Annotated in this window: 15 protein-coding genes; 5 read left to right on the top strand and 10 right to left on the bottom strand. The window is 71.2% G+C overall.

The genetic code is table 11. The features are described 5' to 3' along the window. Positions 1-3: 3 nt before the first annotated feature. The gene (locus tag ABZX02_RS41310; RefSeq protein WP_355307145.1) at positions 4-498 is read left to right on the top strand and encodes a Uma2 family endonuclease; all 495 of its coding nucleotides are present in this window, start codon (positions 4-6) and stop codon (positions 496-498) included. Here the strand turns inward: ABZX02_RS41310 and ABZX02_RS41305 are convergent. From ABZX02_RS41305 to ABZX02_RS41270, 8 genes are all read right to left on the bottom strand, one after another. Then, positions 488-1,405: an o-succinylbenzoate synthase gene (locus ABZX02_RS41305; protein WP_355307143.1), complete on the bottom strand. Its 918-nt coding sequence runs from the start codon at positions 1,403-1,405 to the stop codon at positions 488-490. The two genes, ABZX02_RS41310 and ABZX02_RS41305, sit on opposite strands and share 11 nt — an antisense overlap. Before the next feature lie 9 nt (positions 1,406-1,414). Beyond that, positions 1,415-1,888, bottom strand: coding sequence for a GerMN domain-containing protein (locus ABZX02_RS41300; RefSeq protein ID WP_355307141.1), 474 nt, complete (start codon positions 1,886-1,888; stop codon positions 1,415-1,417). Continuing rightward, complete coding sequence (locus ABZX02_RS41295) at positions 1,885-3,261, bottom strand: HAMP domain-containing sensor histidine kinase (RefSeq protein WP_355307139.1); 1,377 nt, start codon at positions 3,259-3,261, stop codon at positions 1,885-1,887. The genes ABZX02_RS41300 and ABZX02_RS41295 overlap by 4 nt, the downstream gene beginning before the upstream one ends. Then, positions 3,258-3,938: a response regulator transcription factor gene (locus ABZX02_RS41290; protein WP_355307137.1), complete on the bottom strand. Its 681-nt coding sequence runs from the start codon at positions 3,936-3,938 to the stop codon at positions 3,258-3,260. The genes ABZX02_RS41295 and ABZX02_RS41290 overlap by 4 nt, the downstream gene beginning before the upstream one ends. 77 nt (positions 3,939-4,015) lie before the next feature. Next, a complete protein-coding gene (gene phnE / locus ABZX02_RS41285) occupies positions 4,016-4,798 on the bottom strand; it encodes a phosphonate ABC transporter, permease protein PhnE (RefSeq protein WP_355307135.1) in 783 nt (260 codons plus the stop codon). Then, positions 4,795-5,406: an ATP-binding cassette domain-containing protein gene (locus ABZX02_RS41280; protein WP_355307134.1), complete on the bottom strand. Its 612-nt coding sequence runs from the start codon at positions 5,404-5,406 to the stop codon at positions 4,795-4,797. Before ABZX02_RS41280 ends, phnE begins: the two co-directional genes overlap by 4 nt. Next, complete coding sequence (locus tag ABZX02_RS41275; RefSeq protein WP_355307132.1) at positions 5,406-6,287, bottom strand: phosphate/phosphite/phosphonate ABC transporter substrate-binding protein; 882 nt, start codon at positions 6,285-6,287, stop codon at positions 5,406-5,408. Before ABZX02_RS41275 ends, ABZX02_RS41280 begins: the two co-directional genes overlap by 1 nt. Continuing rightward, positions 6,287-7,570, bottom strand: a complete 1,284-nt coding sequence (locus ABZX02_RS41270; RefSeq protein ID WP_355307130.1) for an FAD-dependent oxidoreductase — start codon at positions 7,568-7,570, stop codon at positions 6,287-6,289. Before ABZX02_RS41270 ends, ABZX02_RS41275 begins: the two co-directional genes overlap by 1 nt. A gap of 97 nt (positions 7,571-7,667) precedes the next feature. On the opposite strand from ABZX02_RS41270, the gene ABZX02_RS41265 reads away from it, so the two are divergent. Both ABZX02_RS41265 and ABZX02_RS41260 read left to right on the top strand, forming a co-directional pair. Next, a complete protein-coding gene (locus tag ABZX02_RS41265; RefSeq protein ID WP_355307128.1) occupies positions 7,668-8,414 on the top strand; it encodes a GntR family transcriptional regulator in 747 nt (248 codons plus the stop codon). After that, entirely contained in the window at positions 8,411-9,055 is a 645-nt protein-coding gene (locus ABZX02_RS41260; protein WP_355307126.1) for a phosphonatase-like hydrolase, read from the top strand. Before ABZX02_RS41265 ends, ABZX02_RS41260 begins: the two co-directional genes overlap by 4 nt. A gap of 104 nt (positions 9,056-9,159) precedes the next feature. Here the strand turns inward: ABZX02_RS41260 and ABZX02_RS41255 are convergent, their stop codons facing one another. Together ABZX02_RS41255 and ABZX02_RS41250 are read right to left on the bottom strand one after the other, a co-directional pair. Next, complete coding sequence (locus ABZX02_RS41255) at positions 9,160-9,588, bottom strand: hypothetical protein (RefSeq protein WP_355307124.1); 429 nt, start codon at positions 9,586-9,588, stop codon at positions 9,160-9,162. Continuing rightward, positions 9,585-11,225 (bottom strand): DNA repair helicase XPB, encoded by a 1,641-nt coding sequence (locus tag ABZX02_RS41250; protein WP_355307122.1) that lies wholly within the window; start codon positions 11,223-11,225, stop codon positions 9,585-9,587. Before ABZX02_RS41250 ends, ABZX02_RS41255 begins: the two co-directional genes overlap by 4 nt. 109 nt (positions 11,226-11,334) lie before the next feature. On the opposite strand from ABZX02_RS41250, the gene ABZX02_RS41245 reads away from it, so the two are divergent. Then, a complete protein-coding gene (locus ABZX02_RS41245) occupies positions 11,335-11,922 on the top strand; it encodes a hypothetical protein (RefSeq protein WP_355307120.1) in 588 nt (195 codons plus the stop codon). A 50-nt stretch (positions 11,923-11,972) separates the two neighbouring features. Continuing rightward, complete coding sequence (locus ABZX02_RS41240; RefSeq protein WP_355307119.1) at positions 11,973-12,455, top strand: hypothetical protein; 483 nt, start codon at positions 11,973-11,975, stop codon at positions 12,453-12,455. Positions 12,456-12,485 lie beyond the last annotated feature (30 nt).

Below are 12,485 nucleotides of genomic sequence, written 5' to 3'. Positions count from 1 at the left end.
TCCGTGACCGATCCGCTCACCGTCGCCCAGTACACCGCGCTGGGCGAACCCGGCCGCGCCGAGCTCGTCGAGGGCCGTCTCGTCCCGTCGCCCGCCGGGCTCCCCGCGCACAACTACGCCTGCGGCAACCTGATCACGCAGATCGCCGCGCAGCTCCCCGGTGAGCTGGAGGTCGTGTACGCGCTGGACGTGGACCTGGGGCTGGGGCCGTCGGACGGACCCGGTTTCGTCCGGCGCCCGGACCTGGTCGTGTGCCCCCGCAAGCGCGCCGACCTGCTCAAAGCCGCAGATGTCGTGGTGGCGGTCGAGGTGCTGTCGCCGCACTCGCGCTACACCGACTGCCAGGCCAAACGCCTCGAGTACGCGCAGGCGGGTATCCGGTCGTACTGGATCGTCGACCTGGCGCCGCTCTCGCTGACCTCGTTACGACTGGAGGACGGCGTCTACGTGGACGCGCCGGTGCACCTGAGGATCGAGCTGGAGCAGCTCATCGGGTGAGCACCCGCTCGTACCGGTCGATCCAGGCCTGGTCCTGCGTGTCGAACTCGGCGATGCGGTCCGGCACCGGCGCCTTGGTGAGCACGGGCAGGTAGCCGTCCTGCGGCAGCAACGAGTCGCTCGTGACGTCCCCGTCCAGCAACTGCAGGGTGGCCAGCCCGCACGCGTAGTCGAGCGTCGGCAGCGCCGCCGCCAGCGCGACCCCGGCCGCCATCCCGACCGACGTCTCCAACGCCGACGACACCACGCACGGCAACCCGCACGCCTCGGCGACCTCCAACGCCTTCCGCACCCCACCGAGCGGCGCCACCTTGATCACCGCGATGTCCGCGGCCCCCGACACCGCCACCTTCAACGGGTCCTCTGCCTTGCGGATCGACTCGTCCGCGGCGATGGGCGTGCTCACCCTCCGGCGCACCGCCGCGAGCTCGTCCAACGTGCGACACGGCTGTTCCACGTACTGGAGCCCGCCGACGGCCCTGTCCATGGCCTTGATCGCCGTGACGGCGGTGTCGACGTCCCACATCATGTTGGCGTCGACCCTGATGGAGCCCCTCGGCCCCAACGCGTCCCGCACGGCCTCAAGCCGCGCGCAGTCGTCGTGGAGCGTCGACTCGGCGACCTTGACCTTGGCGGTGGAGCACCCGGAGCGCGTGACGATCTCGTGCGCCTTCTCCGGACTGACCACGGGAACCGTGCAGTTGACCGGGATGCGGTCCCTCAGCGGCGCGGGCCACCCGTCGTTGGCGGCTTCGAGCGCACAGGCGAGCCAGGCCGCGGCCTCGTCGTCGTCGTACTCCTCGAACGGGCAGAACTCACCCCACCCGGCCGGCCCCTCGAACAACAAACCGGTCCGCCGCGTGATGCCGCGGAACCGCGCGCGCATCGGGATGGAGTAGACGTGCACACCGCCGATTCAAGCGCACTTCTGGAACTCCAGCGAATGCCCGCCCCCGCGCAGGTTCACGGACCCGACCGGCTGCACGGCCAGCAACGTGCACACGATCTGCTGCACCGCGGTGGGGCTGAGCTGCGACACGTCGCTCGACAGGTTGACGTCGAGGCCGCTCGCCACCCGGTCCACGGTGGCGGGCGCGGCGTCGAACGGCACCTCGGTGGTGAGCCCGCGCGACTGCTCGGCGTTCGTCGGCCCCTGGGCGAGCAGGGCGACGACGTCGAACCCGCTCAGGCTGCCCTGCGGCCTCGGGACCGGGACGACGCGGCCGCCGGAGGCCCAGAAGAGGGACGGCGAGGCGTTCTCGACGGGGCCGGTGGGGGCGGCGAGGCCCGGGATCGGGTCGGTGGGGCGGATGCCGCACGCGGTGAAGAGGGCGAGGACGGAGAGGAGGAGCAGCGCCAGGGTGAGCCGGCGCGGGGTTTTCGGCCTCACGCCGCACCACCCAGCGGCAACCGCAGCGTGAACACGGCCCCGCCGTCGGGCCGGTTCCCCGCCTCCAGCGTCCCGCCGTGCAACCGCGCGTTCTCCCAGGCGATCGCCAGCCCGAGCCCCGACCCCTCCGACCGCCCCCGAGCCGAGTCCGCCTTGTAGAACCGCGAGAACACGTGCGGCAACACCTCGTCGGGCAACCCCGGCCCGCGGTCCGCCACCTGGATCACGAGCGACGAGCCCGCCACCGACAGCGCGAGCGACACCGGCGGCGAGCCGTGCCGCAGCGCGTTGCCGACCAGGTTCGCCACGATCACGTCCAGCCGCCTCGGGTCGAGCCGCGCCCGCACACCCTCCGGCAGCGTCGCCGACACGTCCGCGAAGCCCCTCATCCGCAGGCAGGTCCGCACGACGTCGGCCACGTCCACGTCGTCGAGCGCGAGCGCGGCCGTGCCCGAGTCGAACCGGGTGACCTCGATCAGGTCGTTCACCAGCCTCGTCAGGTTCAGCGTCTCGCGGTTCACGAGCCGCGCGGCCTGCCCCGCCACGCCCGGCAGCGCCGCGGTCTCGGCGTCCAGCACGTCGGTCACGGCCGTCATCGCGGCCAGCGGGGTCCGCAGCTCGTGCGACACGTCCGCGACGAACCTCCGCGCGTCCGCCTCCATCCGCCGCAGCTCGCCCACGTGGTGTTCGAGGGAGGTGGCCGTGCTGTTGAAGGTCGTCGCGACGGACGCCAGCTCGTCCCGCCCGCGCACCGGCACCCGTGCGGACAGGTCGCCCTGCCCGAGCTGCCAGGCGGCGAGCTGCAGCTCCCGGACGGGACGCAGCACGCCCCGTGCCGCCAGCAGACCCAGGCCCAGCGCCAGCACGAGCACGGCGCCGCCGATCAGCCACGCGTTGCGCGCCAGCTCGTCGACGAACGCGATCTCCGACGTGAACGGCCGCAGCACGTACACCTCGATGCCCGACGGCTCGCCGTCCGAGGTCCGCAGCTGCATGCCGACGACGAGCCACACGCTGTCCGCGTACGAGACGCGCTGCCAGCCGACCCGTCCGGAGTCCACCAGCGACCGCAGCTCCGCCGTGATCACCGACGGGTCCATGCCTCCGGCGGAGGTCCCGCTGCTGTAGGCGATCGCCGAACCCTCGCGGCCCGAGACGCGCGCGGCGACCCGTTCCAGCGTGGCGGCGTCCACCGCCCGCGCGGGCAGCGGGTAGAGCTGCTCGACGCGGCTCGTGGTCTCGATGACGGCGTTGTCCTGCGCGCGCTGCACGATCGCGTCGCGCGCCCGCACGTACCCTGCGCCGGCGACGGCCGCCGCGGTCACGACGGTGAGCAGTGCGAACGCCAGCAGCAGCCGCAGCCGGAGCGTCACAGCGGCCCGAACCGGTAGCCGAAGCCCCGCACGGTCTGCACGTACACGGGCGCGGCCGGGTCGTCCTCGATCTTCGACCGCAGCCGCTGCACGCACGCGTCGACCAGCCGCGAGTCACCGAGGTAACCCTGGTCCCACACCGCGCTCAGCAACTGCTGCCGCGACATCACCCGGCCCGGCGACGACGAGAGCTCCAGCAGCAACCGCAGTTCCGTCGGCGCCAGCGAGACCGGCCTGCCCAGCCGCGTCACGACCAGGCCGTCGCGATCGATCGTCAGGTCGCCGTGCCGCTCGGCCACGACCTCGGTGACCGGGGCGGACGAGCGGCGCAGCACCGCGCGGATCCTCGCCTCCAGCACGCGGGCCTGCGCCGGCTTGGCCACGTAGTCGTCCGCGCCGGCCTCCAGCCCCGCGACCACGTCGATGTCGTCGTTGCGCGCGGTCAGCATGATGATCGGGAGCTCACCGGTCGCGCGGATGCGGCGGCACACCTCGAACCCGTCCACGCCCGGCAGCATGAGGTCCAGCACGACGACGTCGGGCGTGACGCTGCCCAGCAGCTCGAGGCCTTCCTCGCCCGTGCGCACCGCGTCCACGGTGTGCCCCTGGTAGGTCAGGGCCAGCGACAGTCCCTCGCGGACCGCCTCGTCGTCCTCGATCAGCAGTACGCGCGGCATGCCTCCAGCCTTCCCGACGGGTCTCATGGGGACGTGCGTGAGACGTCATCGTTGCGTAACGGCCGCTCGTGCGCAGGTCAAGTGCCCAGTCGCCGCCGCACCCACCCGGAGGCCTGGTCGACTGCGACCACCAGGAGCAGCACCACGAGGATGTGCGTGACCATCTCGTCGAACCGGAACAGCTTGATCGACTGGTTGATCAGGAAGCCGATCCCGCCCGCGCCCACCAGACCGAGCACGAGCGACGACCGCACGTTCACGTCCAGCCGGTAGAGCAGCAGCCCCGCGAGGGAGGGCAACACGGTCGGGAGCACGGCGTGCAGCGCGATCTGCGGCCCGGACGCACCCGTCACCGCGAGCGCGTCGCGCGGACCGCGGTCGCTCTCGTCCATCGCCTCGGCCCAGAGCTTGCCCATCACACCGGTGTTGTGGAACACCAGCGCCAGCACGCCCGCGAACGGCCCGAGCCCCACCGCCGTGACGAAGACCAGCGCGAACACCACGTCCGGCACCGACCGCAGGAACGACAGCACCGCACGGGAAGCCTGCCGCGCCCACGCCGCCGAGGTGGTCGCCCTGGACGCCGTGAGCGCCAGCACCAGCGCGAACGGAATCGAGAACGTGGTGCCGAGTAGTCCGATGTAGAGCGTGATCACCGCTGCTTCCAACGACTTCCCGAGCACCGAGAGGTCCGGCGGCAACGACTCGCCCAGGAAGTCGGCCATGCCCTCCCAGCCCGCGACCAGCGCGGCGGGGGAGAACTCCGTGGCCTGCCAGGCCAGGACGTGCACCACGACCAGCACCGCGACGCCGATCCACACGGCGGTGGAGGGCCGTGGACGAGCCGGAACCCGCGTCACGCCGCCACCCCCATCTCGACGATCCGCCGCGCGTGCGTCCGCGCCAGCTCGGGTTGGTGCAGCACCGCCACGACGGCCTTTCCCTCGCGTGCCAGGGTTTCCAGCAACTCCATCACCTGCACGGCGGACCGCGGGTCGAGCGCCGAGACGGGTTCGTCGGCGAGGATCACGTTGGCGCGCTGGCACAACGCCCGCGCGATCGCCACACGCTGCTGCTGCCCGCCGGAGAGCCGGGCACACCGGTCCAGCGCGCGGTCGGCGAGCCCGACCCGTTCCAGACAGGCCATCGCCTCCTCCCGCACCGCCTGCGGGAAGAAGAGCGAGCGGCGCAGCGGAAGCCGCCCCAGCGCACCGGAACACACGTTGTCGAGAGCACTCCGCCGCCCGACGAGGTGGATCTTCTGGAACACCATCGCGGCGCTCCCGCCGACCTCGATCTCGCCGCCGTCCGGCGTCTCCAGCCCGACCACGCACCGCAACGCCGTGGACTTGCCCGACCCGTTCGGCCCGAGCAGCGCCACGAACTCGCCGCCCTCGACCGAGAGGTCGAACCCGTCCAGCACGGTGCGGCCGCCGAACGCCTTGCGCAAGCCGCGGATGGCGAGCATCAGACGTCCTCTTCTTTGAGCCCCAGGGTGGCCGCGAGGTCGAAGAGCACTTTGTACGTGTCGTTGCCGACCTCGACGAGCGGACCGGGCGGTGTGACGTCGAGGAACGCCCCGACCTTCGCGACGTCGGCGGGCGAGAGCTCCAGCAAGGCCTTGCGCACCTTGCCCTTGAAGGCGGGATCGAGGTCGCCACGCACCGTGATCGGGTCGTTCGGGATCGGCTCGGACCTCCAGACCTGGCGGAACCGCGACTCGTCGAACGTGCCGGCCGCCTTCGCCGTCGCGAGCTGCTGGCTGTTGATCTCGGCCGCGTCGACCTTGCCGTTGATCAGCGACAACATGGCCTCGGGGTGCCCGCCCGCGTAGTCGAGCTTGACGTCGCTCACGTTGTGCTTCTTCAGCCCGTACCGGGGCAGCGCGTCCCCGGAGGCCGAACCGACACTGCTCAACGCGAGCGACTTGCCCCTGAGGTCCTCGATCTTCTGCACGGGCGAGTCCTTGGCGACCCAGATGCCGGCGGTGTAGCTGGTGAGCTTCCCGGCCCCGTCCGCGAACGACACCACAGGCTCCGCCCTGGCCTTCTGCGACGCGAAGACGTACCCGAGCGGTCCGAACTGCGCGATCTCCAGCTTGCCGTTGCGCATGGCCAGCACCTCGGCCGCGTAGTCGTCGACGACCTGCAGCTCGACCTCGCACCCGAGCTTGCCGCTCAACGCCTGCGCGAGCACCTCGTACGCGGGCTTGAGCTTCGCGGGGTCCTCGTACGGCTCGACGCCGAACCGGACCTTGCCGTTCGGGCAATCCGTGTTGCTGGCAGAAGTCGTTGTGCCACAGGCGGTCAACGCGAGTGTCGCGGAGAGGACGACGCTGAGGGTTCTCATCACATCTCCTGGAGGAGGTCGTCGAGCACGGCCGGGGCAAGGCCGAGCGCGGTGGTCATGCCGATGCCGGAGGTGACCGAGACAGCCCTGGTGAGAGGCGCGGGCGTCGCGGTCAGGAAGGGTTCTGGGGCCGACGCGTAGACGCCGCGCCAGCGTTCGAGGACGCGGAGTTCCCGGACGCCCAGCAAGCGCGCCGTCTCGGCGAGCACCAGGTCGTCCAGCTCCTCCGTCCGGTACGGCTCGATGGTGCGGCCGTAGTGGTGGGTGTCGCCGATGGTGAGCGAGCCGTCGGGAAGCTGGGTGAACATGAGGTTCAGCCCGGCCGCGACGAGCTCGGGGTGGTCTGCGGTGAGGCGGTCGCGGACGTTGGTGAGGCTCGGGCAGTGCTTGAACGCGTCGTAGCGCAGCATCGAGAACCCGGTCAGCACGGCCGGGTCGACCACGCCGTCGTGGGCCACCCGGAGCATGCGCAGCTGGCAGCGCTGGACTTCGTGTTGTTCGGCGAGGTCCGGGAAGAACCTGTCGACGTCGTGGCCGACCGCGACCACCGTCGTCCTGCACCTGATCTCGCCTCGGGACGTGCGGACGAGGCCCGGTTCGACGGTGAGCACGTTGGTGGACCAGTGGAAGGTGACGCCTCGGGCGGCCAGGAGTCCGGCGATCGCGTGGACGGCCTCGCGTGGGTTGACGCGGATGTCGAGGGGAAGGCGCGCGGCACCGAGGATGTCGAGGGGGAGGCGCGCGGCGCCGGGGACGTCGAGGGGGAGGCGGGCGGTGCCGGGGACGTCGAGGGGGAGGCGGGCGGTGCCGGGGACGTGGCGTCCACCTGTGGTGCGGGTCGGCGGTCGCAGCGCCGTGCGTCGTGCGCTCGAGGGATCGTTCAACGATCCTTCAAAAAGATTGTTCAACAATCCTGGTGTGGGATCGTTGAACGATCCCACACCAGGATTGTTGAACAATTCGACATCGCGGATCTCGGCGAACTCCCGCAGCACCTCCACCTCGTCCTCGGCCCGAGCCACGACCACCGAACCGGACTCGCGCAACCAGAACCCGGCCTCCCGGGCCAGCGCCACCCACTCCGCCCGAGCGGCCATCGCGTACGAGAACGCCACCCCGTCCTGGGCGGTGAAGCACCCGTGCCCGAAGTTGCGCACCGAAGCCCCGACCGCGCGCTCGTCCCGCTCGACCACGGCGACGGACAACCCCCGCCGCACCGCGTGCCAGGCGTGCGCGAGCCCCACGACCCCCGCGCCGACGACCACCAGGTCCACACTTGTCATGACAAGAACGATGAGCGTCGACAAGACCAGAACGCAACGCCGCGACTGAACTGTTCACCGCGAGTTAAGACTTGTTATGACATGTATGGTGGGCGCCATGGACATGCCTCTGCACGAGCGCATAGCGGCCGACCTGCGCCGCCGGATCGCCTCCGGTGACCTGGCCGTCGGGGACGCGGTGCCGTCCGAGTCGCAGCTGAGCGCGCAGTGGAACGCCTCGCGGGCGCCGGTCCGGCAGGCCCTCACCTCGCTCCGCGCCGAGGGCATGATCGGCGGCGGCCGAGGCAAGCCCGCGGTGGTGCGCCGGCACACGTTGTCGCAGCCGTTCGAGACGTTCCTGTCGTTCTCGAGCTGGGCGGCGGGACTGGGGCACGTGCCCGGTCAGCGCACGCTGGAGATCGCCCGGCGCCCGGCCGACGCCGACATCGCCGACGCCCTGCAGCTCGACGAGGGCACCCCGGTGGTGCAGCTGCTGAGGCAGCGGAGCATCGACGGGCGGCCGACGATGCTGGAACGCACCACGTTCGTGGAACCGGTGGGCCGCCTGCTGTTCGACTTCGACTGCGACAGCGGCTCCCTCTACGCACACCTCGCCGAGCAAGGCGTGGACATGACCGTTGCCCGGCACCAGATCGACGCCGTGGCGGCCGACGAGACGGACGCGGAGCTCCTGGACGTCCCGCTGGGATCACCACTGCTGCGGGAACGGCGTCGAGCGTCCGGAGTGGACGGACGGCCGGTCGAGTACTCCGACGACCGCTACCGGCCGGACATGGTCAGCTTCTCGATCGAGAACTCCCAGCAGGCGCACCCGGCGCTGCTGCGGGACTGGAGGGCGTCGTGATCGACCTCGTCGCGCTGGACATCGCCGGCACCACCGTGGAGGAACACGGCCTGGTCTACCGGGCCTTGGCGGACACGGTGACCGCCGCGGGCGGCTCCGCGAACGACGTGGGCAGGTGGATGGGCGCCGACAAGCGCGAGGCGATCGCGGCCATGCTCGGCAGGTCCGAAGTGGACACCGAGGTCCAGGACTTCCGCGCACGACTGGCCAAGCACTACGCCGACACGCCGCCGACGCCGATGCCGGGCGTGCCGGAAGCGCTGGCGGTCCTGCGCGACAACGGCATCAAGGTCGCGCTCACGACCGGCTTCGACCGGACGGTGGTGGACGGCCTGCTCGACGTCCTGGGCTGGCAGGAGGGCGTGCTGGACGCGGTGGTCTGCGTCGACGACGTCGAGGCGGGCCGGCCGGCGCCCTACATGATCCACCGCGCGATGGAGCTGACCGGCGTGCGGGACGTCCGGCGTGTGCTGACGGCGGGGGACACGACGAGGGACCTGGAGGCGGGCACGAACGCCGGCGCGGGGTTCGTGGTCGGGGTGCTCAGCGGCAGCCAGACGGCCGAGCAGCTGGGCGCGGCACGGCACACGCACCTGCTGCCGAGCGTGGCGGAGATCCCGGCCCTGATCGGCCTGCGCTGAAAGACCGGCGCTAGGCCGCGGCCCGGAAGTCCGTCGGGCGGCAGTGGCGCCGTCTCCGGGGGTCTCGCCCGCGCCTGCCACCGGACGAACTTCCGGGATGCGGCCTAGTCCAGGGCCGCCGTGTGCCGCAGCTGCTCCGGCGTCGGGTCCGACACCAGCACCCGCAGCGCGTCCGCGAACCGGTCGAACCGCCGGTCGAACTCCGCGAGCTCCCGCGACGGCTCCGCCACCAGCGCCGCCCGCCCCGCCCGGGGCACCGCCGCGGCCAGCGCGTCCCGCAGCGGCTGGACCCGGCGCAGCGCCACGAGCAACGCCCACAGCCGCTGCTCGACCAGCGCCACCTGCACCGGATCGCCGGCGACCCGCAGGAAGTCCGACCGCACCGCGGTGGCCCGGCGGCGCTGGGCGGGGCAGGTGAAGTCGCTCGACCTGACCACCTGCGCGTCCGCGGCCGACCTGGCGAGTGCTTCCTCCGATCGGAACCGCCGCGCGGGGGCGGTGCCGGCCGGGTTCCACATCCACCAGGTCGTCATCCGACGAGGTCGTCGGCGTCGACGATCTTGTAGGCGTAGCCCTGCTCGGCGAGGAACCGCTGGCGGTGGGCGGCGTAGTCGGTGTCGAGGGTGTCGCGGGCGACCACCGAGTAGAAGTGCGCCTGGCGGCCGTCGCCCTTGGGACGCAGGATGCGGCCGAGGCGCTGGGCCTCCTCCTGGCGCGAGCCGAACGTGCCGGAGACCTGGATGGCCACGGACGCCTCGGGCAGGTCGATGGAGAAGTTCGCGACCTTCGAGACCACGAGCGTGCGCAGCTCACCGCGCCGGAACCGGTCGAACAGCTCCTCGCGCTCCTTGTTCTTCGTGGACCCCTTGATCACCGGCGCCCCCAGCTCCTCGCCCAGCTCGTCGAGCTGGTCCAGGTAAGCACCGATCACGAGTGCCGGCTCGTCGGGGTGCTGCTCCAGCACGCGGCGCACCACCGGGATCTTGGTGCGGGCCGTCGAGCAGAGCTTGTAGCGCTCCTCGGGTTCGGCGGTCGCGTACTGCAGGCGCTCGTTGTCCGTCAGCGTCACGCGGACCTCGGTGCACTCGGCCGGCGCGATCCAGCCCTGGGCCTCGATGTCGCGCCACGGCACGTCGTAGCGCTTCGGGCCGATCAACGAGAACACGTCGCCCTCCTGGCCGTCCTCGCGCACCAGCGTCGCGGTGAGGCCGAGCCGGCGGCGCGACTGCAGGTCCGCGGTCATCCGGAACACCGGCGCGGGCAGCAGGTGGACCTCGTCGTAGACGATCAGGCCCCAGTCGCGCGAGTCGAACAGCTCCAGGTGCTTGTACTCGCCCTTCGACTTGCGGGTGATCACCTGGTAGGTCGCGATCGTGACCGGGCGGATCTCCTTGCGCTCGCCCGAGTACTCGCCGATCTCCTCCTCGGTGAGCGACGTGCGGGCGATCAGCTCCCGCTTCCACTGCCGCCCCGCCACGGTGTTCGTGACCAGGATCAACGTGGTCGCCTGCGCCTCGGCCATCGCCGCCGCGCCGACCAGCGTCTTGCCCGCGCCGCACGGCAGCACGACGACACCGGAGCCGCCCGCCCAGAACGCCTGGGCCGCGAGGCGCTGGTAGTCGCGCAGCTTCCAGCCGTCCTCCTCCAGCTCGATCGGGTGCGCCTCGCCGTCGACGTACCCGGCGTGGTCCTCGGCCGGCCAGCCGACCTTGAGCAGGAGCTGCTTGAGGCGGCCGCGCTCGCTCGGGTGCACGATGACGGTGTCGTCGTCGATGCGCGCCCCGAACATCGGCGCGATCTTCTTGTTGCGCAGCACCTCCTCGAGCACCGCGCGGTCGTTGGAGTGCAGCACCAGCCCGTGCGCCGGGTTGTTGGTGAGCACCAGCCGGCCGAACCGGCTCATCGTGTCGACCACGTCCACCAGCAGCGGCTGCGGCACCGGGTAGCGGCTGAACCGCACCAGGGCGTCGACCACCTGCTCGGCGTCGTGTCCGGCGGCCCGCGCGTTCCACAGGGCGAGCGGCGTCACGCGGTAGGTGTGCACGTGCTCGGGAGCCCGCTCCAGCTCGGCGAACGGCGCGATGGACGTGCGCGCGTCGTCGGCGAGCGGGTGGTCGACCTCGAGCAGCAGCGTCTTGTCCGACTGGACGATCAAAGGGCCATCGGTCACGCCCACAAGTCTCCCTGACGACGCCAAATGCGTTCGACCTGCGTCAACTGGTGACGACAACTGTGAGGCGACACACGAAGCCAACACGTCGTGTCGTACGTTCTCGCCCATGAGCACCGAGTCGACTGATCCCGTCGAGCCGCCGGCCGTGGTGACCCCGGTACCGGACGAGGCCGAGACCGGCGAGACGCCCACGAAGAACGGCTGGCTGAAGTTCGTGATCGTCGGCGTGCTGGCGGTCGTCCTGGTCGGCGCCGGCGTGTGGGGGCTCACCGCCCTCAACACCACCGGGGTCGGCGACTGCGTGAGCGCCTCGCCGAAGGACGTGGACAAGCCGGACGGTGACTGGAACATCTCCACGCAGAGCTGTGACGACCCCTCCGCCACGCACCGGGTCGCCGCCGTCCTGCAGAACGCCGAGGACCAGTGCCCCACCGAGGGCATCTACGAGCAGATGCAGTCGGGCAGCGACAAGTCGATGTGCCTGATGCCGAACCTCGCCGAGGGCAACTGCTACACCTCGAGCGACGACGGCGCCTTCAAGAAGGAAGCGTGCACGAAGGACTCGCCGGTCAAGATCGTGAAGAAGGTCGACGGGCTGCCCGAGGAGGGCTCCGTGTGCCCCGAGGGCTCGAGCGAGCTGCGGTTCAGCGAGCCGGCCTCGGTCTACTGCATGGGTGTCCACGAAGGATCCTGATCGGGTGAACTCGGTTGAGTTCACCCCCTGCTGACGCCGATACCCAGGCCATGAAGAAGGTCGGCCTGGGTTTCGCCGTTGTCCTCGCGCTCGTCCTGCTCGGCGGGTTCGTGATGAACCAGCTGGGCGACGTGGCGAAGGCGGCGCGCGCGGGCGACTGCGCGCGCATCTCCGGCGCGCTCGACAACCCGACCTACCAGGCGCTCGACTGCGGGTCCGAGCAGGCGAACGTCAAGATCGCCAAGGTGCTCGACTGGAACGAGAAGACCTGCCCGTCCGGCGGCATGGACTACTCGACGTACACGGGCGACGCCACGCTGTGCCTCATGCCGAACTTCGTCGAGGGCGCCTGCTACGGCCAGGACTCCGAAGCCGGCATCGCGAAGGTCGACTGCACCGCGAAGGACTCGGTGAAGGTCGCCAAGGTCGTCAGCGGCAAGGCCGACCAGACCGCCTGCGGCACCCAGCGCGCCGCGGTGTTCCCGGAGCCCGCGATCACCTTCTGCCTCGAGCGCGGCGACCAGAAGCAGTAACGCGGGCCTTCTCACGTTTGACGCGAAACC

It is taken from the genome of Lentzea sp. NPDC003310 (assembly GCF_040610935.1).
Classification (GTDB): domain Bacteria; phylum Actinomycetota; class Actinomycetes; order Mycobacteriales; family Pseudonocardiaceae; genus Lentzea.
This window is presented reverse-complemented; position numbering and strand designations above follow the sequence as displayed.

Coding starts and splice junctions, on each gene's coding strand:
- ABZX02_RS41265 (WP_355307128.1), top strand. CDS start 7,668: ATGGACATGCCTCTGCACGAGCGCATAGCGGCCGACCTGCGCCGCCGG.
- ABZX02_RS41245 (WP_355307120.1), top strand. CDS start 11,335: ATGAGCACCGAGTCGACTGATCCCGTCGAGCCGCCGGCCGTGGTGACC.
- ABZX02_RS41240 (WP_355307119.1), top strand. CDS start 11,973: ATGAAGAAGGTCGGCCTGGGTTTCGCCGTTGTCCTCGCGCTCGTCCTG.
- ABZX02_RS41255 (WP_355307124.1), bottom strand. CDS start 9,588: ATGACGACCTGGTGGATGTGGAACCCGGCCGGCACCGCCCCCGCGCGG.
- ABZX02_RS41290 (WP_355307137.1), bottom strand. CDS start 3,938: ATGCCGCGCGTACTGCTGATCGAGGACGACGAGGCGGTCCGCGAGGGA.
- ABZX02_RS41275 (WP_355307132.1), bottom strand. CDS start 6,287: ATGAGAACCCTCAGCGTCGTCCTCTCCGCGACACTCGCGTTGACCGCC.
- ABZX02_RS41270 (WP_355307130.1), bottom strand. CDS start 7,570: ATGACAAGTGTGGACCTGGTGGTCGTCGGCGCGGGGGTCGTGGGGCTC.
- ABZX02_RS41280 (WP_355307134.1), bottom strand. CDS start 5,406: ATGCTCGCCATCCGCGGCTTGCGCAAGGCGTTCGGCGGCCGCACCGTG.